Origin of the sequence: Citrobacter sp. wls757, assembly GCF_005280935.1 — a bacterium.
GTDB lineage: Bacteria > Pseudomonadota > Gammaproteobacteria > Enterobacterales > Enterobacteriaceae > Citrobacter > Citrobacter portucalensis.
Genome location: NZ_SZWU01000072.1, coordinates 1 through 22,377, shown reverse-complemented (window position 1 = coordinate 22,377; position 22,377 = coordinate 1). Strand labels below are relative to the sequence as shown.

Annotated in this window: 23 protein-coding genes; 15 read left to right on the top strand and 8 right to left on the bottom strand. The window is 51.8% G+C overall.

Going from position 1 to position 22,377, the window contains the following annotated elements; all coding sequences use genetic code 11:
- The 4 genes from cysT to cysM all read left to right on the top strand — a co-directional run.
- The coding region (gene cysT, locus FDW94_RS19770) for a sulfate ABC transporter permease subunit CysT (protein ID WP_137378150.1) at positions 1 to 533 on the top strand (533 nt) is incomplete at its 5' end.
- Positions 533 to 1,408 carry a sulfate/thiosulfate ABC transporter permease CysW gene (gene cysW / locus FDW94_RS19765; protein WP_003038064.1) on the top strand — a complete coding sequence of 292 codons (876 nt, stop codon included), beginning with the start codon at positions 533 to 535 and terminating at the stop codon, positions 1,406 to 1,408. The genes cysT and cysW, both read left to right, overlap by 1 nt.
- Positions 1,398 to 2,495 (top strand): sulfate/thiosulfate ABC transporter ATP-binding protein CysA, encoded by a 1,098-nt coding sequence (gene cysA / locus FDW94_RS19760; protein WP_137378134.1) that lies wholly within the window; start codon positions 1,398 to 1,400, stop codon positions 2,493 to 2,495. The genes cysW and cysA overlap by 11 nt, the downstream gene beginning before the upstream one ends.
- 119 nt (positions 2,496 to 2,614) lie before the next feature.
- Positions 2,615 to 3,526: a cysteine synthase CysM gene (cysM, locus tag FDW94_RS19755; RefSeq protein WP_003835014.1), complete on the top strand. Its 912-nt coding sequence runs from the start codon at positions 2,615 to 2,617 to the stop codon at positions 3,524 to 3,526.
- An 81-nt stretch (positions 3,527 to 3,607) separates the two neighbouring features.
- Here the strand turns inward: cysM and FDW94_RS19750 are convergent, their stop codons facing one another.
- Both FDW94_RS19750 and ptsJ read right to left on the bottom strand, forming a co-directional pair.
- Positions 3,608 to 4,324 carry a type 1 glutamine amidotransferase gene (locus FDW94_RS19750; RefSeq protein ID WP_048215811.1) on the bottom strand — a complete coding sequence of 239 codons (717 nt, stop codon included), beginning with the start codon at positions 4,322 to 4,324 and terminating at the stop codon, positions 3,608 to 3,610.
- Between the two features lie 13 nt (positions 4,325 to 4,337).
- A complete protein-coding gene (gene ptsJ / locus FDW94_RS19745) occupies positions 4,338 to 5,630 on the bottom strand; it encodes a transcriptional regulator PtsJ (RefSeq protein ID WP_137378133.1) in 1,293 nt (430 codons plus the stop codon).
- Positions 5,631 to 5,712: 82 nt separating this feature from the next.
- Here ptsJ and pdxK point away from each other — a divergent pair, with 82 nt between their 5' ends.
- Positions 5,713 to 6,576: a pyridoxine/pyridoxal/pyridoxamine kinase gene (pdxK, locus tag FDW94_RS19740; protein ID WP_137378132.1), complete on the top strand. Its 864-nt coding sequence runs from the start codon at positions 5,713 to 5,715 to the stop codon at positions 6,574 to 6,576.
- Positions 6,573 to 6,812 carry a hypothetical protein gene (locus FDW94_RS19735; RefSeq protein ID WP_008785406.1) on the top strand — a complete coding sequence of 80 codons (240 nt, stop codon included), beginning with the start codon at positions 6,573 to 6,575 and terminating at the stop codon, positions 6,810 to 6,812. The genes pdxK and FDW94_RS19735 overlap by 4 nt, the downstream gene beginning before the upstream one ends.
- A gap of 148 nt (positions 6,813 to 6,960) precedes the next feature.
- On the opposite strand, the gene crr is transcribed toward FDW94_RS19735, so the two are convergent.
- The 5 genes from crr to cysZ all read right to left on the bottom strand — a co-directional run bounded on the left by crr (position 6,961) and on the right by cysZ (position 11,821).
- Entirely contained in the window at positions 6,961 to 7,470 is a 510-nt protein-coding gene (gene crr / locus FDW94_RS19730; RefSeq protein ID WP_000522253.1) for a PTS glucose transporter subunit IIA, read from the bottom strand.
- Positions 7,471 to 7,510: 40 nt separating this feature from the next.
- Complete coding sequence (gene ptsI, locus FDW94_RS19725; RefSeq protein WP_008785405.1) at positions 7,511 to 9,238, bottom strand: phosphoenolpyruvate-protein phosphotransferase PtsI; 1,728 nt, start codon at positions 9,236 to 9,238, stop codon at positions 7,511 to 7,513.
- 45 nt (positions 9,239 to 9,283) lie between these two features.
- A complete protein-coding gene (gene ptsH / locus FDW94_RS19720; RefSeq protein WP_002913505.1) occupies positions 9,284 to 9,541 on the bottom strand; it encodes a phosphocarrier protein Hpr in 258 nt (85 codons plus the stop codon).
- 383 nt (positions 9,542 to 9,924) lie between these two features.
- On the bottom strand, positions 9,925 to 10,896 hold the full coding sequence (gene cysK, locus FDW94_RS19715) for a cysteine synthase A (RefSeq protein ID WP_003038091.1): 972 nt from the start codon (positions 10,894 to 10,896) through the stop codon (positions 9,925 to 9,927).
- Positions 10,897 to 11,059: 163 nt separating this feature from the next.
- On the bottom strand, positions 11,060 to 11,821 hold the full coding sequence (cysZ, locus tag FDW94_RS19710; RefSeq protein ID WP_057066948.1) for a sulfate transporter CysZ: 762 nt from the start codon (positions 11,819 to 11,821) through the stop codon (positions 11,060 to 11,062).
- A gap of 230 nt (positions 11,822 to 12,051) precedes the next feature.
- Here cysZ and zipA point away from each other — a divergent pair, with 230 nt between their 5' ends.
- The 3 genes from zipA (at position 12,052) to FDW94_RS19695 (ending at position 15,372) form a co-directional block, all read left to right on the top strand.
- Positions 12,052 to 13,065 (top strand): cell division protein ZipA, encoded by a 1,014-nt coding sequence (gene zipA, locus FDW94_RS19705; protein ID WP_137378131.1) that lies wholly within the window; start codon positions 12,052 to 12,054, stop codon positions 13,063 to 13,065.
- Positions 13,066 to 13,136: 71 nt separating this feature from the next.
- The gene (gene ligA / locus FDW94_RS19700) at positions 13,137 to 15,152 is read left to right on the top strand and encodes an NAD-dependent DNA ligase LigA (protein WP_137378130.1); all 2,016 of its coding nucleotides are present in this window, start codon (positions 13,137 to 13,139) and stop codon (positions 15,150 to 15,152) included.
- A gap of 1 nt (position 15,153) precedes the next feature.
- Positions 15,154 to 15,372: a DUF3820 family protein gene (locus FDW94_RS19695; RefSeq protein WP_003038102.1), complete on the top strand. Its 219-nt coding sequence runs from the start codon at positions 15,154 to 15,156 to the stop codon at positions 15,370 to 15,372.
- On the opposite strand, the gene FDW94_RS19690 is transcribed toward FDW94_RS19695, so the two are convergent.
- The gene (locus FDW94_RS19690) at positions 15,369 to 16,367 is read right to left on the bottom strand and encodes a bile acid:sodium symporter family protein (protein ID WP_003038103.1); all 999 of its coding nucleotides are present in this window, start codon (positions 16,365 to 16,367) and stop codon (positions 15,369 to 15,371) included. The genes FDW94_RS19695 and FDW94_RS19690 overlap by 4 nt on opposite strands.
- A gap of 89 nt (positions 16,368 to 16,456) precedes the next feature.
- Between FDW94_RS19690 and FDW94_RS19685 the strand changes: the two genes are divergently transcribed.
- From FDW94_RS19685 to FDW94_RS19660, 6 genes are all read left to right on the top strand, one after another.
- Positions 16,457 to 17,383 (top strand): LysR family transcriptional regulator, encoded by a 927-nt coding sequence (locus tag FDW94_RS19685; RefSeq protein ID WP_003834913.1) that lies wholly within the window; start codon positions 16,457 to 16,459, stop codon positions 17,381 to 17,383.
- A gap of 428 nt (positions 17,384 to 17,811) precedes the next feature.
- Positions 17,812 to 18,903, top strand: a complete 1,092-nt coding sequence (locus tag FDW94_RS19680; protein ID WP_137378129.1) for a beta-propeller fold lactonase family protein — start codon at positions 17,812 to 17,814, stop codon at positions 18,901 to 18,903.
- Between the two features lie 77 nt (positions 18,904 to 18,980).
- Entirely contained in the window at positions 18,981 to 19,376 is a 396-nt protein-coding gene (locus tag FDW94_RS19675) for a DUF302 domain-containing protein (protein WP_032944134.1), read from the top strand.
- A gap of 230 nt (positions 19,377 to 19,606) precedes the next feature.
- On the top strand, positions 19,607 to 19,876 hold the full coding sequence (locus FDW94_RS19670) for a YdgH/BhsA/McbA-like domain containing protein (RefSeq protein WP_008785396.1): 270 nt from the start codon (positions 19,607 to 19,609) through the stop codon (positions 19,874 to 19,876).
- A 324-nt stretch (positions 19,877 to 20,200) separates the two neighbouring features.
- Complete coding sequence (gene xapA, locus FDW94_RS19665; RefSeq protein WP_008785395.1) at positions 20,201 to 21,034, top strand: xanthosine phosphorylase; 834 nt, start codon at positions 20,201 to 20,203, stop codon at positions 21,032 to 21,034.
- Between the two features lie 56 nt (positions 21,035 to 21,090).
- Positions 21,091 to 22,347, top strand: coding sequence for a nucleoside permease (locus tag FDW94_RS19660; protein WP_125363153.1), 1,257 nt, complete (start codon positions 21,091 to 21,093; stop codon positions 22,345 to 22,347).
- The last annotated feature ends 30 nt before the right edge of the window (positions 22,348 to 22,377 follow it).

The window sequence follows — 22,377 nt, the reverse complement described above, 5'->3', positions numbered from 1 at the left end:
CCCTGCCGTTCGCACTGCCTACGGCGGTGGCAGGTCTGACGCTGGCGTCACTGTTTTCGGTTAATGGCTTCTACGGCGAGTGGCTGGCGAAGCTGGATATCAAGGTGACCTACACCTGGCTCGGTATCGCGGTAGCGATGGCCTTTACCAGCATTCCGTTTGTGGTGCGTACCGTGCAACCGGTACTGGAAGAGTTAGGCCCGGAATATGAAGAAGCAGCTGAAACGCTCGGTGCTACGCGCTGGCAAAGTTTCCGTAAAGTAGTGCTGCCGGAGCTGTCTCCTGCGCTGGTGGCGGGCGTTGCGCTGTCGTTTACCCGCAGCCTCGGTGAGTTTGGCGCGGTTATTTTTATCGCCGGAAACATCGCATGGAAGACGGAAGTGACCTCGCTGATGATTTTTGTTCGCTTGCAGGAGTTTGACTACCCGGCCGCCAGCGCGATTGCTTCTGTGATCCTCGGGGCTTCGTTGTTGCTGCTGTTTTCAATTAACACTCTGCAAAGTCGCTTTGGTCGACGTGTGGTAGGTCACTGATGGCAGACATTACCCAATTGAAACGCTATGGCGCACCCCGCATCAACTGGGGGAAATGGTTTCTGATCGGCACGGGCATGCTGGTCTCCGCGTTTATTTTGCTGGTGCCGATGATTTACATCTTCGTGCAGGCGTTCAGCAAGGGATTAATGCCGGTATTACAGAACCTGGCGGATCCGGACATGCTGCATGCCATCTGGCTGACGGTGCTGATTGCGCTGATTGCGGTCCCGGTGAACCTGGTGTTTGGTGTGTTGCTGGCCTGGCTGGTGACCCGTTTTAACTTCCCAGGACGCCAACTACTACTAACGTTACTGGATATTCCATTTGCTGTCTCGCCGGTGGTCGCCGGTCTGGTCTATCTGCTGTTTTACGGCTCTAACGGCCCGCTTGGTGGGTGGCTGGATGAGCATAACCTGCAAATTATGTTTGCCTGGCCGGGGATGGTGCTGGTGACAGTGTTCGTGACCTGTCCGTTTGTGGTGCGTGAGCTGGTGCCGGTGATGTTAAGCCAGGGCAGCAATGAAGATGAAGCGGCTGTGTTGCTGGGTGCATCCGGCTGGCAGATGTTCCGCCGCGTTACGCTGCCGAATATCCGTTGGGCATTGCTGTACGGTGTGGTGTTGACCAACGCCCGTGCGATTGGTGAGTTTGGCGCGGTGTCAGTGGTTTCCGGCTCGATTCGCGGCGAAACCTTATCGCTGCCGCTACAGATTGAATTACTGGAGCAGGACTACAACACGGTCGGCTCCTTTACCGCCGCGGCGCTATTAACGCTGATGGCGATTATTACCCTGTTTTTGAAGAGCATGTTGCAATGGCGTCTGGAGAACCAGGAAAAACGCGCGCAGCAGGAGGAAAATCATGAGCATTGAGATTGCCAATATTAAGAAGTCTTTTGGTCGCACCCAGGTGCTGAACGATATCTCGCTGGATATTCCTTCAGGTCAGATGGTCGCGCTGCTGGGGCCATCCGGCTCGGGCAAAACCACGCTGCTGCGCATTATTGCCGGGCTGGAGCATCAGTCCAGCGGGCATATCCGTTTTCACGGTACCGACGTCAGCCGATTGCACGCCCGCGACCGTAAGGTGGGGTTCGTGTTCCAGCACTATGCGCTGTTTCGCCATATGACCGTTTTCGACAATATCGCGTTTGGTCTGACGGTCCTGCCACGGCGTGAGCGCCCGAATGCGGCGGCCATCAAAGCAAAAGTGACCAAACTGCTGGAAATGGTTCAACTGGCTCATCTGGCGGACCGTTTTCCGGCACAGCTCTCCGGCGGCCAAAAACAGCGCGTGGCGTTGGCGCGTGCGCTGGCGGTAGAGCCACAGATCCTGCTGCTCGACGAACCGTTTGGCGCGCTTGATGCGCAGGTGCGCAAAGAGCTGCGTCGATGGCTGCGCCAGCTGCATGAAGAGCTGAAATTTACCAGCGTGTTTGTTACCCACGATCAGGAAGAAGCAATGGAAGTCGCAGACCGCGTGGTGGTGATGAGTCAGGGTCATATCGAACAGGCTGATGCGCCGGATCAGGTATGGCGCGAACCGGCTACTCGTTTCGTCCTGGAATTTATGGGTGAGGTTAACCGCCTGCAGGGGACGATTCGTGGCGGCCAATTCCATGTGGGCGCACACCGCTGGCCGCTGGGTTATACGCCTGGCTATCAGGGACCGGTTGATCTGTTCCTGCGCCCGTGGGAAGTGGACGTGAGCCGTCGTACCAGCCTGGATTCGCCGTTGCCGGTACAAGTGCTGGAAGCCAGCCCGAAAGGACACTACACCCAATTGGTTGTGCAACCCCTGGGGTGGTATAACGAACCGTTGACGGTAGTCATGCAGGGCGATGATTCCCCTGGCCGCGGCGAACGTCTGTTTGTCGGGCTGCAAAATGCGCGCCTGTATAACGGCGACCAGCGTATTGAAACGCGGGAAGAGGAACTTGCCCTGGCGCAAAGCGCCTGATAGGTTAATTCGTATAGTTATCATCCGGTGGCGCTGCGCTTACCGGGCTTACCAGGTGCAGCATGACCTGTAGGCCGGGTAAGTACAGCGCCACCCGGCATTTTTATTGAGCTGAAAACGTGAACACATTAGAACAAACAATTGGCAATACACCTCTGGTGAAATTACAACGTCTGGCGCCGGATAACGGTAGTGAAATTTGGGTCAAGCTGGAAGGCAATAATCCCGCAGGTTCGGTGAAAGACCGCGCCGCGTTGTCGATGATCGTCGAAGCGGAAAAACGCGGAGAAATTAAGCCAGGCGACGTGCTGATTGAGGCGACCAGCGGTAATACCGGAATTGCGCTGGCAATGATCGCCGCGCTGAAGGGCTATCGCATGAAGCTGCTGATGCCAGACAACATGAGCCAGGAGCGCCGTGCGGCGATGCGCGCCTATGGTGCCGAGCTGATTCTGGTCACCAAAGAGCAGGGGATGGAAGGCGCGCGCGATTTAGCCCTTGAGATGGCGCAGCGTGGAGAAGGCAAGCTGCTGGATCAGTTTAATAATCCGGATAACCCGTACGCGCATTACACTACCACCGGACCGGAAATCTGGCAGCAGACGTCAGGTCGTATTACCCACTTTGTCTCCAGTATGGGAACGACAGGCACCATTACCGGTGTGTCGCGTTTTCTGCGTGAGCAAGAAAAAGCGGTCACTATCGTTGGCCTGCAGCCGGAAGAGGGCAGTAGTATTCCGGGAATTCGCCGCTGGCCTGCGGAATATATGCCGGGCATTTTTAACGCCTCGCTGGTGGATGAAGTGCTGGATATTCATCAGAATGATGCCGAAAATACCATGCGTGAACTGGCCGTGCGTGAAGGAATTTTCTGCGGTGTCAGCTCTGGCGGCGCGGTCGCGGGCGCGTTACGCGTTGCACGTGCTACGCCTGGCGCGGTAGTTGTGGCGATCATCTGCGATCGCGGCGATCGCTACCTTTCGACCGGCGTCTTTGGTGAAGAGCACTTTAATCAGGGGCTGGGAATTTAACTTTTTGGCCTGATAGGCGCAGCGCCATCAGGTAACTGCCTGGCACGATGGCCGGATAATGTTTTATCCGGCCAGGGATGATTAATCGTTACGTTTTTCCACCAGCTTATCCAGGAATTGCCACAGCTTCTCATTCATTTGCTGGTAGTCCCAGGCGCGCATCTCTTCAACCGGGCGGATGAAGCGTTTCCCTTCAGCTTCAGCCAACTCTTGCTCTGAGTGCTGAATTAATCCTTCAATCGCGTCAGCAGTGAACTCCATATGGCACTGGAAACCATAGACGAAATTACCGTATTGCACGATTTGTCGTGGGCAGCCTTCGCTGGCAGCAAGAATGGTCGCCTGGTCGGTTATTCCTGGCATGTCGTTGTGCCAGTGACCGACGGTAAGCGGTGAGCCGAAATGGCTGAACAGCGGGTGCTGTTGACCGGCTTCGGTCAGAACGATGGGGTAGTGACCAATTTCTTTTTCCGGACTCTGGCACACCTTCGCACCCAGCGCTTCGCCGATTAACTGTGAACCCAGGCAGATCCCCACCACAATTTTACGTGCCGCAATCGCCTGGTTGATCAGATGCTGCTCGGCCTGAGAATCAAAGTACGGGCACTCTGCCAGCGTGGTTCGTGGTGACTGCGGACCGCCAAACACCACCAACATATCGAAATCATCGGCGTTCGCAGGGACCGCTTCTCCGGCATAAACGCGCGACCAACTGACGCTATAGCCGCGTGATTCGGCCCACGGCAGATACGCGCCAGCAGATTCGAAAGACTCATGAATAACAAAATGAACTCGCACTTTTTCTCTCCTGTTAGCGTTTTAGCGCCTGATGAATATCAGCCGCCAGCTTATCAATGTCGCTGTCAGTTAAGGTTGACAGCGTAATACGCAGGCCGTGGGCAGGCGTATTGACGCCAAACACTTCGCCTTCCCGCACCAGCCAGCCGGACTTTGCCAGCGCAAAAGCGATCGTCTGGCTGTTATTTTCCAGCGGTAGCCACATATTCAGACCGTCACCAACGGGCAACTCAATGCCATGTCGCCGCAGTGCTGCCGCCAACGTTTGCTGCTGGGCGGCGTAAAACTGCTGAGTTTGCGCCAGCGTGTGTTGATAAGTCTCGTCACTCAGGCAGGCGCAGGCCAAATCCTGCAGCAGGTGGCTGACCCACTGACTGCCGGAGTTGAGCCGTAAACGTAGCTTCCCTGAAGTGAGCGGATCGCTGGCCACAATGGCCAGGCGTAAATCCGGACCTAACGTTTTGGACATCGAACGGACAATCGCCCAGTGCGTGGTTTCCTTCGCAATCACCGGATACCAGTGGCAAGCAGATAGCAGCGCAAAGTGGTCGTCGACGATCACCAGCGTCTGCGGATAGCGGGCCAGGATTTCCTGCAATTGCGCCGCGCGTGAAGCGCTCAGGCTGCATCCTGTCGGGTTATGCGCGCGCGGTGTCAGAATCACTGCCCGCGCACCTTTCTGTAGCGCGAGTTCCAGTTGGTCCGGCAGCATGCCTTCGTGGTCAACATTGGCCGGAATGGCGGAGAAACCAGCATAACGCAGCATGTTGATGCTGCTCAAAAAGCATGGATCTTCTACGACAACGCTATCTCCAGGCAGTAAATGGGCGCACAGTAGCCGTTCGATAGCATCAATGGCGCCGCTGGTGATATCAATTTCCCCTTTGCCGGGCATTGCATTTTGCATCCATTGTGATGCCCATACCTTAAGCCCTGGTGACACAGCGGCATCGCCGTACAAGCGCGGATTCTTATTTATCTTCGCGAAATAACTACTCAGGTCAGGAAGACGCGAGGGCGCTGGATTACCGCCGGAAAGATCGATAAGCGGGGTATCCGGATTACCACCTTCCAGCGCAACGGGGGCAGTAATCCCCTTAATCACCGTGCCGTTGCGTCCCAGGCTCTGCGCCAACCCGGAGGTGACCAGGCGTTTGTAAGCCGCCGCGACAGTATTACGGTTCACGTTTAATTCCGTTGCCAGTTCCCGCACTGGCGGCAACGTTTCGCCTGCTGCCAGCGTGCCTGTAGTGACATGTTGACGGATACTGTCAAAAATTTCGTTAGCGGTTTTTCCGTCGATCATTATTGACCTATGACAAAATGAATTTTAGCATATGACGATAATAGTGAGGCGTAGGCCCGCTGTCCAGCGAGAGGAGAAATTTATGGAGCAGGAGAGTGATATCCAGTCAGTGCTCTTTGACGACACGAATCGGGCGTTACAGACCGATATCGTCGCTGTCCAGTCACAGGTGGTGTATGGCAGCGTAGGTAACAGCATCGCCGTCCCGGCCATTAAAGCGCAGGGGTTACGCGTGACGGCAGTACCCACGGTGCTGTTCAGTAATACCCCGCATTATGAAACCTTTTACGGCGGCGTTATTCCGTCTGACTGGTTTAGCGGCTATCTCCGCGCCTTAAGCGAGCGTGATGCCTTGCGTGAGCTAAAGGCGGTGACAACAGGATACATGGGCAGCGCGGAGCAAATCGCCTTGCTGGCACAGTGGCTGGAAACCGTTCGGGCCACGCATCCGGACCTATGCATTTTGGTCGACCCCGTGATTGGCGATACGGATAGCGGCATGTATGTGAAAGCCGAAATCCCGGAAGCTTATCGTCAGCACCTGCTGCCGTTGGCACAGGGGCTGACGCCGAACGTGTTCGAGCTGCAAATGCTAAGCGGAAAGCCGTGTCGTACGCTTGATGAAGCCATTACGGCGGCACAATCACTGCTCACTGACACCCTGAAATGGGTGGTAATAACCAGCGCGCCGGGGGATACCGAAGAGATTATTAACGTTGCGGTGGTGACGGCTGAAACGGTTGAGGTGTTAGCCCATCCGCGAGTGAAAACGGATCTGAAGGGGACTGGCGATCTGTTTTGTGCAGAGCTGGTGAGCGGCCTTGTACTGGGGAAAGCGCTGACGACCGCGACGCACGACGCCGCGCAGCGGCTGGACGTGATGACGTGGACGCACCTGTGCGGTTGTGATGAATTAATTCTGCCACCGGCAGGGGAGGCGCGATGAAGAGTTACCGGCTGGTAGTTCGCCAGAATGGGCGTATGGTTGGACATTTTGACACCAACGGGGCAGCAGCGCTGGAAGATATCTGTGTAGCACGGGCCATGTTTGGTATTGCGGGTGGCTACGACTGTGAATTGTTAGTGGCAGACTCGGAGCGACGGATGCTGGAAAGCGGGCCGGAAGGGATGAAGATTCTGATGCGCGAGGCGTGTTACCGACCGGTCACCTCACAGATTTAATGCCGGATGGCGACGAGAACGTCTTATCCGGCCTACGTTACGGAGTTTGCTGTAGGCCGGATAAGCGTAGCGCCATCCGGCAGGGTTTTGATATCCATCAGATAAAAAAAATGGCGCCTGATGGCGCCATCTTTCTCTGCAAAAAGAATTACTTCTTGATGCGGATAACCGGAGTCTCACCCACTGTCACGCTACCGGACAGTTTGATCAGCTCTTTGATTTCGTCCATGTTGGAGATAACAACCGGAGTCAGTGTAGACTTGGCTTTTTCTTCCAGCAGCGGCAGATCGAATTCAATAACCGGGTCGCCCACTTTCACGCGCTGACCTTCTTCAGCGATGCGTTTGAAGCCTTCGCCTTTCAGTTCAACGGTATCAATACCGAAGTGAACAAACAGCTCAATGCCGCTGTCGGATTCGATAGAGAAAGCGTGGTTGGTTTCAAAGATTTTGCCGATGGTGCCATCAACAGGAGCAACCATTTTGTTACCGGTTGGTTTGATAGCAATGCCATCACCAACGATTTTTTCAGCAAAAACTACATCCGGCACGTCTTCGATGTTGACGATCTCGCCAGAGAGCGGAGCAACGATCTCAATAGTTCCGGTGTCTTTCTTATCATCAGAAACCAGAGATTTCAGTTTATCGAACAAACCCATGATCTTCTCCTAAGCAGTAAATTGGGCCGCATCTCGTGGATTAGCAGATTGTTTTTTCTTCAATGAACTTGTTAACCAGCGTCATTAACTCGTCCGTTGTCGGTTGAGCAAGAGCCTGCTCTGCTAACACCTTCGCATCTTCGAAGTTCGTGTTACGGATAATCTTCTTAATGCGCGGGATAGAAATGGCGCTCATAGAGAATTCGTCCAGACCCATCCCCAGCAACAGAAGTGTAGCACGTTCGTCGCCTGCAAGCTCACCACACATGCCAGTCCATTTGCCTTCAGCATGAGAAGCATCAATAACTTGCTTGATCAGCGTCAGTACAGATGGCGACATCGGTTGGTAAAGGTGTGAAATCATATCATTACCACGGTCAACTGCCAGGGTGTACTGCGTTAAATCATTGGTGCCGATACTAAAGAAATCAACTTCTTTGGCTAAATGACGCGCAATTGTTGCCGCAGCTGGTGTTTCCACCATCACGCCAATCTCAATGCTCTCGTCAAATGCTTTACCTTCGTCGCGCAGTTCCTGTTTGTAGATTTCGATCTCTTTGCGCAGTGCACGCACTTCTTCAACAGAGATGATCATTGGGAACATGATACGCAGTTTGCCGAAAGCAGAGGCGCGCAGGATAGCGCGAACCTGGTCACGCAGGATCTCTTTACGATCCATGGCGATACGCACGGCACGCCAGCCCAGGAACGGGTTCTCTTCTTTCGGGAAGTTCATGTACGGCAGTTCTTTATCGCCGCCGATGTCCATGGTACGGACGATGACCGCCTGAGAGCCACAGGCTTCAGCAACGGCTTTATACGCAGCAAACTGTTCTTCTTCAGTTGGCAGCGACTCACGGTCCATGAACAGGAATTCGGTGCGGTACAGACCCACACCTTCAGCGCCGTTACGCTCGGCGCCTTCAACGTCACGAACGGTACCGATGTTGGCGCAAACTTCCACCTGATGTCCGTCCAGCGTGATAGCCGGCAGATCTTTCAGCTTAGCGAGTTCCGCTTTCTCGGTTGCAACCTGCTCCTGAACGGCACGCAATTGCTCAATAACGTCGTTGGTCGGATTGACGTAAACCTGATTGTTTACGGCATCCAGAATCAGATAGTCGTCGTTTTTCACCTGAGAGGTGACGCTACCCGTACCTACGATGGCAGGCAGTTCCAGAGAACGCGCCATGATAGAGGTATGAGAGGTACGTCCGCCCGCGTCAGTGATGAAACCCAGCACCTTGTTCAGGTTCAGCTGTGCGGTTTCAGACGGGGTCAGGTCTGCGGCAACCAGGATAACTTCGTCCTGGATAGCGCTTAGGTCAATAATTGCCAGACCCAGAATGTTACGCAGCAGGCGTTTACCGATGTCACGTACGTCAGCCGCACGTTCTTTCAGGTATTCATCATCCAGCTCTTCCAGGGCTGTGGCCTGACCTTCGATAACTTCATGCGCAGCTGCATCAGCCGTCATGTGCTTATCTTTAATCAGGGCTATGATTTCCTGCTCCAGCTCCTCATCTTCGAGCAGCATGATATGCCCTTCAAAGATGGCTTCTTTTTCTTCACCGAACGTTTCACCAGCTTTGGTTTTGATCGCTTCCAGTTGCGCAGATGCCTTGGCACGACCGCTCAGAAAACGTTCAACTTCCTGATCAACCTTGTCGGCAGAAATTTTTTTCCGGTCAATGACGATCTCGTCTTCTTTCAGCAGCAATGCTTTACCGAAAGCGATACCCGGGGATGCTAAAATGCCTGAAATCATAACCCTACCTTACTTGTGACTGATATTTAAAAGAACTCGTTGAACTTACTCGAGTTCAGCCATCAGTTTAACCAGATGCTCAACTGCTTTCTGCTCGTCTTCACCTTCTGCGGACAGGGTGACAACGGTACCCTGAGTCAGGCCCAGAGTCTGCAGTTTAAACAGGCTTTTGGCGCTAGCGCTTTTGCCGTTGGAAGTCACAGTAATTTCAGAAGTAAAGCCTTTTGCTTCTTTAACAAACTGAGCAGCAGGGCGAGTATGCAGACCGTTCGGAGCGGTAATGGTAACTTCTTGCTGGAACATTATATTTCCCCAACTTATAGGTTTAGTGTTGTGGAACTAAAGTCTAGCCTGGCGGCTCAACTTTAGCCTGTATTGTTAGCATCGGCGTAAACTGGACGCGACACAAAAGGAGTTCGGTGCAATCCGTTGCTGGCAACTTCTTGCCGCTGACGTTTCGTTCGTCATTAAACATTATGCCGCGAAAGGAAGAGTTGAACCAAATCATAAAATCGATTCAGCTAGCGCTTTTCCTGTAACGATTAATTTCGCGCATCAAAATAATTAGTTTGGTTAAATACCAGTTCCGGCGGGCTGAATCAATGCCAGGCGAGTTGAAACTTTGAAGCAGGCCACAAAAAAGCACCCAAAAGGGTGCTTTTTTACGCGTTTTTAACATGCTGGCACTACTGTTGCAGTTCTTTCTCTGTAAAGAGATCGGCAAACAGTGCAGTGCTCAGATAACGCTCACCCGATGACGGTAGAATAACCACTATGTTCTTATTGGTAAAGGTTTCATCTTCCTGGAGCTTAAGCGCGGCAGCAACCGCAGCACCGGAAGAGATCCCAGCCAGAATACCTTCTTCTTCCATCAGACGACGCGCAGTAGAAATAGCTTCATCATTAGTGATGGCAACGACTTTATCGATAAGCTTCAGATCAAGGTTACCCGGAATGAAGCCTGCTCCAATGCCCTGAATTTTATGCGGGCCTGGTTTGAGTTCTTCACCTGCCAGCGCCTGGGCGATAACCGGGGAGTCGGTAGGTTCAACCGCGACGGTGATCAGATCGGTTTTGCCTTTAGTGCCTTTAATGTAACGGGTCACACCAGTCAACGTACCGCCGGTACCGACGCCGGAAATAAAGACATCAACCTGGCCATCGGTATCTTCCCAGATTTCCGGGCCGGTAGTTTTTTCGTGGATTTCCGGGTTTGCCGGGTTACTGAACTGCTGCAGCAGCAGGAATTTTTCCGGATCGCTGGCCACAATTTCTTCCGCTTTCTGAATCGCGCCCTTCATACCTTTTGCGCCTTCGGTCAGTACCAGGTTCGCTCCCAGCGCTTTTAAGAGCTTGCGGCGCTCAATGCTCATGGTTTCAGGCATGGTCAGAGTCAGTTTGTAGCCGCGAGCTGCGGCAACGTAGGCCAGCGCAATCCCTGTGTTGCCGCTGGTTGGTTCGACCAGCTCTACACCCGGTTTCAGTACACCACGTTTTTCGGCATCCCAAATCATGTTGGCACCGATACGGCATTTGACGCTAAAGCTCGGGTTGCGTGATTCCACCTTCGCCAGAATGCGTCCGTTACCGATACGGTTCAGTCGAACCAGCGGCGTATGACCGATAGTCAGCGAGTTGTCTTCAAAAATCTTACTCATGGCCTGTCCTTAACTGTATGAAATTGGGATACCGCTTCAGCATACCTGTTGAGAAAGTATGGGGAAGTAAGGAATTCGTATATCTATATGCCACCAGGAAATAATGCGTTGCAGTATGGAATAAGAGCGGGCATAAGCCAGCCCGCTTTTACACATTTTTGCATTACTTCCATAACGCGTGCTTAGCACGATAGCAGTCTACCCACATCGCCGTGGCACCACAAACCGCGACCGGCATGATGAACAGATTGAGCACCGGAATCATGGTGAACAGGCTGGTCAATGCGCCAAATTGCATATTGGTGACCTTGCGTGTGCGCAGCGCGACGCGCATCTCCTTAAAAGGCACCTTATGGTTATCAAACGGATAATCGCAGTACTGAATGGCCAGCATCCACGCGCTGAACAGGAACCACAGCACCGGGGCGACGGTCTGCCCAATACCCGGAATGAAATAGAGGATCAGCAACACGACGGCGCGCGGGAGATACCACGCCAGCTTTTGCCATTCACGTTTCATAATACGGGGAACATCTTTCATGATGCCGAGAACGCCGGTGTCAGGCGGTGTTGCGCCCGTTAAGCGTGCTTCCAGCTGTTCTGCCAGCAGACCGTTAAACGGCGCGGCAATCCAGTTGGCTATGGTGGAAAACAGGTAGCCGAACACCAGTAGTACGGAGATAGTGACAATCGGCCACAGCAAGTAGCTGAGCCACTGAAGCCAGTCAGGGACGTGACTCATCAGCGCGGGGATCCAGCTATCGAGTTGTGTGAATAGCCACCAGAATGCGCCGCCCATCAGCAGGATATTCACCAGCAAAGGCAGGATGACAAAGCGACGAATGCCCGGTTGGGTGATGAGCTTCCATCCCTGTGAAAAGTAATAAAGGCCGCTGCGAGGTACGACTGCAGATGATGAAACCATGGTCAGGACATACTCCTTGTTATATAAGCTCTGGTAAACTTTGCGTATCTTACCGGGTTGTTGAGCGTTAAGCTGTTCAGAAATGTTCGAAAAAACAGCAAAAAGCACAATTTTGTTCATCTTTATGCCGTGAAAGCCAAGAGTGCACTTGCACTTGGCGTAATCGACAAATACTCTTAGTGAGTAAATGTTTGCCGTGGTGGCAAGGTGTTAGAACAACAGAGAATATAATGATGCAGGATTTGCGTCTGATATTAATCATTGTTGGCGCGATCGCCATAATCGCTTTACTGGTACATGGTTTTTGGACTAGCCGTAAAGAGCGGTCTTCTATATTCCGCGATCGCCCACTGAAACGCATGAAGTCTAAACGTGAAGACGAGGATTCGTTCGACGACAACGTCGAGGAAGACGAAGGCGTGGGCGAAGTTCGCGTTCATCGTGTGAATCATGCTCCCGGTAACGCGCAGGAACATGGTGTTCCTCCTCAGTCGCCGCAACACCAGTACCAGCCGCCTTATGCGTCTGCTCAGCCGCGTCAATCCGCGCCGCAGCCTGCACAAGCGCCGGTACCGCCGCCGCATGCTCAGCAGCAGCAGCAGCCCGTGCAACCGCAGCAGCCGGTGCAACATCAGCCTGTTCAGCAACAACCTGTGCAGCAGCCGATGCAGCATCAGCCCGTTGCTCCGCAGGTTCAGCAGCCCGTGCAGCAAGCACCGCAACCTGCACCGCAGGCTTTCCAGCCCGCAGAGCCTGCCGTTGAACATCAACCGCAGCCTGAGCCAGTAGTTGAAGAAGCGCCTGTTGCTGAAAAACCGCAGCGTAAAGAAGCGGTCATTATTATGAACGTTGCGGCGCATCACGGTAGTGAGCTCAACGGTGAAGTGCTGCTCAACAGCATTCAGCAAGCCGGTTTTAAATTTGGCGATATGAATATTTTCCATCGTCATTTGAGCCCGGATGGCAGCGGTCCTTCGCTGTTCAGCCTTGCCAATATGGTTAACCCAGGAACGTTTGACCCCGAAATGACGGGTGATTTCAGCACCCCTGGCGTGACTATTTTTATGCAGGTTCCGTCCTACGGTGACGAGCTGCAAAACTTTAAGCTGATGCTGCAGTCCGCACAGCACATTGCCGATGAAGTGGGTGGTGTGGTGCTCGACGATCAACGTCGCATGATGACGCCGCAGAAACTGCGCGAGTATCAGGACCGCATCCGCGAAGTTAAAGAATCTCACGCCTGATTCTCCTCTGGCGTGACATCTCCTTGCTAAACCCCCGCCTGTCGGGGGTTTTTTATCATTGATGGTGCGATATGGAATCAATCGAACAACAACTGACAGAACTGCGAACCACGCTTCGCCATCATGAGTATCTCTACCATGTGATGGATGCGCCGGAAATTCCCGATGCGGAATACGATCGCCTGATGCGTGAACTGCGCGAGCTGGAAGCGCAGCATCCGGAACTTATCACCCCCGACTCGCCAACCCAGCGTGTTGGCGCCGCCCCGTTAGCAGCGTTCAGCCAGATTCGCCATGAAGTGCCAATGCTGTCACTGGATAACGTGTTTGATGAAGAGAGTTTTCTCGCCTTCAACAAGCGCGTGCAGGACAGACTGAAGAGCACGGACAAACTAACCTGGTGCTGCGAACTGAAGCTGGACGGGCTGGCGGTCAGTATCCTGTATGAAAACGGTGTGCTGGTCAGTGCCGCAACGCGTGGTGATGGTACTACGGGTGAGGATATTACCTCGAACGTGCGTACCATCCGTGCGATCCCGTTAAAACTGCGTGGCGATAACATTCCGACGCGTCTGGAAGTGCGCGGTGAAGTGTTCCTGCCGCAGGCCGGATTTGAAAAAATTAACGAAGAGGCCCGCCGCACTGGTAACAAAGTGTTTGCTAACCCGCGTAACGCAGCGGCCGGGTCATTGCGCCAGCTCGATCCGCGTATTACAGCGAAGCGACCGCTTACTTTCTTCTGCTATGGCGTTGGTGTGCTGGAAGGTGGTGTGTTGCCTGATACCCACCTGGGCCGTCTACTGCAATTTAAAGAGTGGGGATTGCCGGTGAGCGACAGAGTTACGCTTTGCGACTCGCCGGAGGAAGTACTTGCTTACTATCACAAGGTTGAAGAAGACCGACCGACGCTGGGATTCGATATCGACGGTGTGGTGATCAAAGTCAACTCCATGGTATTGCAAGAGCAACTGGGTTTTGTTGCCCGCGCGCCGCGCTGGGCGGTGGCCTTTAAGTTCCCGGCGCAAGAGCAGATGACCTTTGTTCGCGATGTTGAGTTTCAGGTCGGACGTACCGGGGCGATTACGCCCGTCGCTCGTCTTGAGCCGGTTCAGGTTGCCGGGGTTCTGGTCAGTAACGCCACTCTGCATAATGCCGATGAAATCGATCGTCTGGGGTTGCGTATTGGCGATAAAGTCGTTATTCGCCGGGCGGGCGATGTGATCCCGCAGGTCGTCAACGTGGTGCTTTCCGAGCGCCCGGAAGAGACGCGTGAAATTGTGTTTCCACAGCATTGTCCGGTGTGCGGGTCTGATGTTGAACGTGTGGAAGGCGAAGCGGTCGCTCGCTGTACTGGTGGTTTAATCTGCGGAGCGCAGCGTAAGGAGTCGTTGAAACACTTTGTTTCTCGCCGCGCGCTCGATGTTGACGGTATGGGCGACAAAATTATCGATCAACTGGTCGAGAAAGAGTATGTCCATACGCCAGCAGATCTCTTCACTCTGACGGCAGGCAAGCTGACCGGACTCGATCGTATGGGGCCGAAATCGGCGCAAAACGTGGTGAATGCGCTGGAAAAAGCGAAAGAAACGACGTTTGCCCGTTTCCTCTACGCGCTGGGCATTCGTGAAGTCGGTGAGGCCACAGCCGCAGGTCTGGCGGCGTATTTCGGCACGCTTGAAGCGCTGGAAGCGGCCTCTATTGACGAGCTGCAAAAAGTGCCGGATGTCGGCATTGTGGTAGCGACCCATGTGTTTAATTTCTTTGCTGAAGAGAGTAACCGCGAGGTGATCGTCCAACTGCTGGCGCAGGGGATTCACTGGCCAGCGCCGGTGGTCATCAACGCTGAAGAAATCGACAGCCCCTTCGCGGGGAAAACGGTGGTGCTGACCGGGAGCCTGAGCCTGATGTCACGCGATGACGCCAAAGCGCGACTGACTGAGTTGGGTGCAAAAGTGGCCGGCAGCGTATCGAAGAAAACCGACCTGGTGATTGCCGGTGAAGCGGCGGGTTCGAAGCTGGCAAAAGCGCAGGAACTGGGTATTGCCGTGATCGATGAAGCTGAAATGATCCGCTTACTGGGTGCCTGAGATGGAAAAAGAGCAGCTGGTTGAAATCGCCAATACCGTGATGCCCTTTGGCAAATATAAAGGGCGTCGGCTGATTGATGTACCGGAAGAGTATCTGCTGTGGTTTGCCCGTAAAGATGAATTCCCGCCGGGCAAGCTCGGCGAGCTGATGCAAATCACGTTGCTGATTAAAACTGAAGGGCTGACGCAACTGGTGCAGCCCCTGAAACGCCCGCTCTAAGCCTTTGCGGCGCGGCTTTTCTGCTGCGCCTGCAATGCGTCCGTTTGTTGCTTGTAGCGCCGTGCCAGCACGGCACACACCATCAGCTGAATTTGATGGAAGATCATCAACGGCAGCACCATCATTCCTATCACTGACGTCGGGAACAGAATATTTGCCATTGGGATCCCATTCGCCAGGCTCTTTTTCGATCCACAAAAGACAATGGTGATCTCATCGGCTTTGTTGAAGCCGCATTTCCGCGCAACAAAGACGTTGATGCCAATCACGATTGCCAGCAATACGATGCTGACCACCACGATAAACAGCAGTGAGCCAATCCCCACTTTGTGCCAGATCCCGTTAACCACGGCTTCACTGAAGGCGGAGTACACCACCAGCAAGATGGAGGATTGGTCCGTTTTGGCGATCCATTTTTTATGTCGGGACACCCAGTTACCAATCCACGGACGTGAAAGATGTCCCAGTACGAACGGCAGCAGCAGCTGCAGCATGATTTTCCCCACCTGCTCCAGACTGCCTTCTGCGCCATGCATATTCATTACCAGGCCAACCAGTAACGGCGAGAGAAAAATACCCAGCAGGCTGGAGGCCGAAGCGGAACACACGGCGGCAGCAACGTTACCCCCCGCCAGCGACGTAAAAGCGATTGCCGACTGCACCGTGGCCGGCAAAATACACAGGTACAGGAAACCGGTGTACAGCATCGGGTCAACATTTACCGGTGCCCACCAGGCGAACAGAACGCCCAGCACCGGGAAAACAACAAACGTGCTGCACATCACCCACAGATGTAAACGCCAGTGACTACCGCCGGCAATAATGGCTTCACGCGAAAGCTTCGCCCCGTGCATAAAAAACAGTAGGGCAATGGCGGCGGTGGTTAAGCCTTCAAAGAAAGGCACAAAGCCACCCTCGGCCGGGAAAAAGGACGCCAGTAAAACGACCGTAATCAACGTTATCGTGAACGGATCAAGGATACGAAAAAGTTTCATAAAAGCTCCTGAAATTCGGTAGGAACATTTTGCGTTTTTCTGTTTGAGAAATAAAATTGATTTATTGCATCCATATATGAATCGAATAGATGAATTACTCTCTGCGTCAGCTCCGTATTTTTGTTACCGTCGCTCAGGCCAAAAGCTTTAGCCGGGCGGGGGATATCATTGGCTTAAGCCAGTCTGCGGTCAGCCACAGCGTTAAAGAGCTGGAAGGGCAGACGGGTGTGCGGTTGTTAGATAGAACAACGCGGGAAGTGGTGCTGACAGAAGCAGGGCACCAGTTGGCGGCGCGACTGGAACGTATTCTGGATGAACTGCACAGCACGCTGCGTGAAGCAGGCCAGGTGGGAACGCAGTTAACCGGAACGGTGCGCGTTGCCGCCAGCCAGACAATATCTGCTCACCTTATTCCACAGTGTATTGCCCAGAGTAATCAGCTTTATCCAGCAATCGATTTTGTGCTGCACGATCGTCCGCAACAGTGGGTGCTGGAGAGTATTCGTCAGGGCGAGGTGGATTTTGGCATTGTGATAGATCCAGGTGCTGTGACCGATCTACAGTGTGAAGCGGTGTTATCCGAACCGTTCCTGCTGTTGTGTCGAGAGGATCATCCGCTAGCCCAACGCGAATGGGTAAATTGGCAGGATTTATATCATGAGCGCCTGGTATTACAGGATTACGCTTCCGGCAGTCGACCGTTGATCGATGCGGCACTGGCTCACTTTTCCATTGAGGCCAATATCGTTCAGGAGATAGGTCACCCTGCCACGCTTTTCCCGATGGTTGAGGCGGGGATTGGTATCAGCGTGCTGCCTGCGCTGGCGCTTCCTCTGCCACAGGGCAGCCATTTGCAGGTTAAACGCCTGACGCCGGTTGTGGAACGACAATTGATGCTGGCACGACGTAAAAATCGTTCTTTATCGACTGCGGCCCAGGCGCTGTGGGACGTAGTACGGATGCAGGCCAGTGAATTAACCGCCGGTCGGGCACGGGATCCTTTGTACCAGCTTTAACGATATGGCTGGTGTTTGTCATGTCGTTAATTTTGGCTTTCAGTATCGATGAACTGATCGTTAACTTTTATATTTTTACCCGGCACCGGACTACCTCTTTATATTTATAAATTCTCCTGCGATATTCTTAGGCAATTGCTCAGCTTGCGGATTTGTAAGGCTATTTTAAATTATTACTTTTTTTCTTGACCTTCCACTTGCTGGAAGGTTGATACTCTTTATACGCAAGTACGGATAGCAGTATCTAATACAATGATGTATAGCGATTGATTAATGAAATGACTAAGCAATTTATACAGTAACTCGTTATAGGTAGAATTAACACGATCCCGATGGAGTAATATTAGTGACATGTTAAATAATCCTACAATAGCTGGTTGCTGAAACTAATCCGGTAAATATATTTAACTAATGGGGTATTGGCGGCGATGATAAGAAAAAATAAAATTTTAATTGCAATGCAAATTAGTATGCTGGCATGGTCTGGTTATACGTTTGCAGCAGACCGAGTGTATGTAGCAAATGAAGGTGCAGATTCAGTTAATGTACTTGATGCTGCGTCTTTAAAGACTGTAGATAAAGTACATGTTGGTAAAATGCCGCATAACGTTCAGGTGTCACCAGACAATAAAACAGTTTGGGTAACCAACCTTGGTGCTAACGGGACACATTCATCAGGCTCTGAACATATGGATATGAGTAAAGATGCCCATTCTGAGAAAATGGATATGGGCAAAGATTCTCATGCAGGCAAAAAGGAACATGGCGAAGTTTGGGTTATTAATGCCGAAAATGATACGGTTATTGCAAAACTTCCGGTTGGCGCACACCCTGCGCATGTTGTCGTCACCCCTGATGGGAAAATGGCGTATATCTCAAATAGTGCAGATAACACTATCAGCGTGATTGATGCAGAACATTTGAAAAATTTAACGACAATTAATGTAGGTAAATTCCCTCATGGCCTCAGAGTGAGTCCTGACGGTAAAGAAGTTTATATCGCGAATATGAAAGGGGGCTCGGTATCCGTTGTCGATACAGCCAGTAATAAAGAAGTCGCGCAGATCCCATTAGGTAAAATGCCAGCCCAGGTAGGTTTCTCACCGGACGGAAAACGGGTGTTTGTTTCCCTGTCTGGTGAAGACGCTGTAGCGGTGATTGATACAGCAACGCGTAAAGTTGTGAAGAAAATTAATGTTGGTACCGTACCAATCCAGCTGTTTGGCACTCCGGATGGTAAAAGCATGCTGGTAACCAATCAGGGCTCGAAGAGAAAGCCGGGTAACACAATAAACATGATTGATATCGCAAGCCTTACGGTAGCGAAAACCATCACCACTGGCGATGGGGCCCATGGCGTGGTTGTCGATAAAAATGGCAAGTATGCTTACGTAACTAACTCATTTGCAAACTCTGTTTCGATGATTGACATTAATGAGCGTAAGGTAGTGAACACGCTCCCGGTAGACAATAACCCAAATGGTATCAGCTGGGGCTCTGTCGAAGTGACGCCTAAATAACTGTGCTAGCATTTATCAATACCCGTCATTCGCTGGCGGGTATTTTCATGAATATTCTATAAATAAAGGAACGACAGATGAGAAAGCCGGAGCGGACAAAAACGCTGCCTAGTAAGTTCAATTTTGATGATACTGTAAACAGACTCGTCAGCGTATTGAATGCTAAAAATATTCGTATTTTTGTGCAGGTAGATCAACAGCAAGCGGCAACTGAAGCAGGTCTTGCTCTGCGACCGACGATGTTATTTCTGTTTGGTAACCCAAAGGGTGGTACTCCTGCCATGCAAGCAAATCCTCATGCGGCAATAGAGTTACCCCTACGGGTGGTTATTTGGCAGGATGACAATGGTGATACCCATATAGATTATCAGGATGCAAGTACTGTTCTGGAGTTTGACTATGGTGTTGCACATAATATTGTTGCTCCAGTTAGCATCCTGACAACCCTTCTTAACGAAGTGGCCGGTAATTAATTGCAAATAACACTAAATGCCTCGTGGGTATTTAGTGTTATTTTTCTGCGTTTATTATGCAAATATTTAACCCGCTATAATAAACCTATTGAACAATACATATGATGTTCATTACTCTTCAATGTTTGTCAATTCGTCTATTTTATAAATAGAAGGGTTTTTGTTTGCAATATTATGTGAAGAGTATATCTTGACGCTCAAATATTAATATGAAAGTTATGAGGATAGTTATGAAAAAGACATTAGTCACATCATTGGCCGCTTCTTTGTGTTTTCTCAGTCTGTCTGCCTTTGCTGCTACAGAAATCTCGCAACAAGAAGCCAATAGTTTAAAGCATGTCAAGTCAATCACCGTAACGGAAAATACGGTGAATCAATGTATGCACAAAATTTCGAAAATGGCAGATAAAGAAGGTGCTGATTTCTTTGTTATTAAGAACTTCTCTTCTATAGGCAATGGTTCTCAGGCTGTAGTGACCAGCGAACTCTATAAGAAGTAAACAGCAGTTCCCCCGTTTTAATTATTGATTAGCGAAAGTGCGTTGTTGTACCTGCTTTCGCTTATTAATAATCAACAAATGTTAGTCAGTCATTTGCAAGGCGGGCTTTGTCAGCCCACTCGTCTGACGAATTCCTGATGTGTTGGTACTCCTTGCCATTTCTGGCAGAAAAAAAATGTGAGTTCAGGCCGATTTAGCACGTGCCATCTATACCGATTTACTATCGGTTATCGGGATAAACGGTATTGGTAATCGATTGCGTAGTCTCGCTATAACAATGCGGTACGCTACGTTATTTCGATTACTCAGTATTAAGGACATCTCATGAGCCACTCTCTTTTCTCGCAAAATCCCTGGTATAGCGCTGATATCATTCGTGGTTACAAACCGGATTTTACGCCGCGCGTAGCCTTTATCCTCGGCTCAGGCCTGGGGGCGTTGGCGGATCAAATTGAGGATGCGGTTGCCATCTCTTACGAGAAACTACCAGGGTTCCCGGTGAGTACCGTACACGGTCATGCTGGTGAACTGGTGTTGGGAAATCTGGCGGGAATTCCGGTGGCCTGTATGAAAGGACGTGGACATTTCTATGAAGGTCGCGGTATGACGGTGATGACGGATGCCATTCGTACGCTGAAGCTGCTGGGCTGTGAGCTGCTGTTTTGCACCAATGCTGCAGGCTCTTTGCGTCCCGAAGTCGGACCGGGTAGCCTCGTTGCGCTTAGCGATCACATCAATACGATGCCGGGTACGCCGATGGTAGGGCCAAACGATGAGCGTTTTGGCGAGCGATTCTTTTCACTGGCGAATGCCTATGATGCTGACTACCGTGCGATCCTGCAAACTGTTGCCGCTGAGGAAGGATTCCCGCTGAGTGAAGGGGTTTTTGTCTCTTATCCGGGGCCGAACTTTGAAACCGCGGCAGAAATCCGCATGATGCAAATTATCGGTGGTGACGTGGTGGGGATGTCGGTGGTGCCTGAAGTTATCTCTGCGCGCCACTGCGGTTTGAAAGTGGTTGCGGTGGCGGCCATCACCAACCTGGCGGAAGGTCTGGGTGATGTTAAATTATCTCACGCGCAGACGCTGGCAGCGGCGGAACTCTCCCGGCAGAATTTCATCAATTTGATCTGCGGATTCTTGCGCAAACTGGCCTGAATAACTAAAAAATGACCCCGCTTGCGGGGTCTTACTTTATGGCAAGGAACGGAAAAATGGGTATCGCATCTCGCTTAAAGCTCATGTCGTTTTTGCAATATTTCATCTGGGGAAGCTGGTTGGTAACCCTGGGTTCCTACATGATTAATACCCTGGATTTTACCGGCGCGAACGTCGGTATGATTTACAGTTCGAAAGGGCTGGCGGCGATTATCATGCCGGGCATTATGGGCATCATTGCCGATAAATGGCTACGCGCCGAGCGCGCCTATATGCTTTGTCATCTGGTGTGTGCGGGCGTGTTGCTATATGCCACAACCGTTACCGATCCGCAGACCATGTTTTGGGTGATGCTGGTTAACGCAATGGCGTATATGCCGACGATTGCGTTATCGAATAGCGTCTCATACTCGTGCCTGGCGCAATCAGGTCAGGATCCGGTCACCGCGTTCCCGCCAATTCGTGTATTTGGCACCATTGGGTTTATTGTGGCGATGTGGACAGTCAGTTTGATGGGACTGGAACTGAGCAGCGCGCAGTTGTATATCGCTTCAGGCGCATCGCTGCTGCTGGCTTTGTATGCACTTACGTTGCCGAAAATCCCGGTTGCTGAGAAGAAAGCAAACACCACGCTTGCCAGCAGGCTCGGTCTGGACGCCTTTGTTCTGTTTAAAAAACCGCAGATGGCAATCTTCTTTTTGTTTGCGATGATGCTGGGGGCGGTGTTGCAAATCACCAACGTCTTTGGCAATCCGTTCCTGCATGATTTTGCCCGTAACCCGGAATTTGCCGACAGCTTTGTGGTGAAGTACCCCTCCATATTGCTTTCCGTTTCACAGATGGCGGAGGTGGGCTTTATTCTCACTATTCCGTACTTCCTTAAACGCTTTGGCATTAAAACGGTGATGCTGATGAGCATGCTGGCATGGACGCTGCGCTTTGGCTTCTTTGCCTTTGGCGATCCGTCGCCGTTTGGTTTTGTGCTGCTGCTGATGTCGATGATCGTCTATGGCTGTGCGTTTGATTTCTTCAATATCTCGGGATCGGTATTTGTCGAGCAGGAGGTTAGCTCTAACATTCGCGCCAGCGCGCAGGGGCTGTTTATGACGATGGTAAACGGCGTTGGCGCGTGGGTGGGATCAATTCTGAGTGGTATGGCGGTGGACTATTTTTCTGTCGATGGCGTCAAGGATTGGCAAACTATCTGGCTGGTGTTTGCCGCGTATGCGCTGGCTCTGGCGGTTATCTTTGCATTGTTCTTTAAATACAGGCATGAGCCTGAACGACTGGCACAGAAATCACCGGCACATTAATACTCCATTGGCGGCGGGTTCTGATACCCG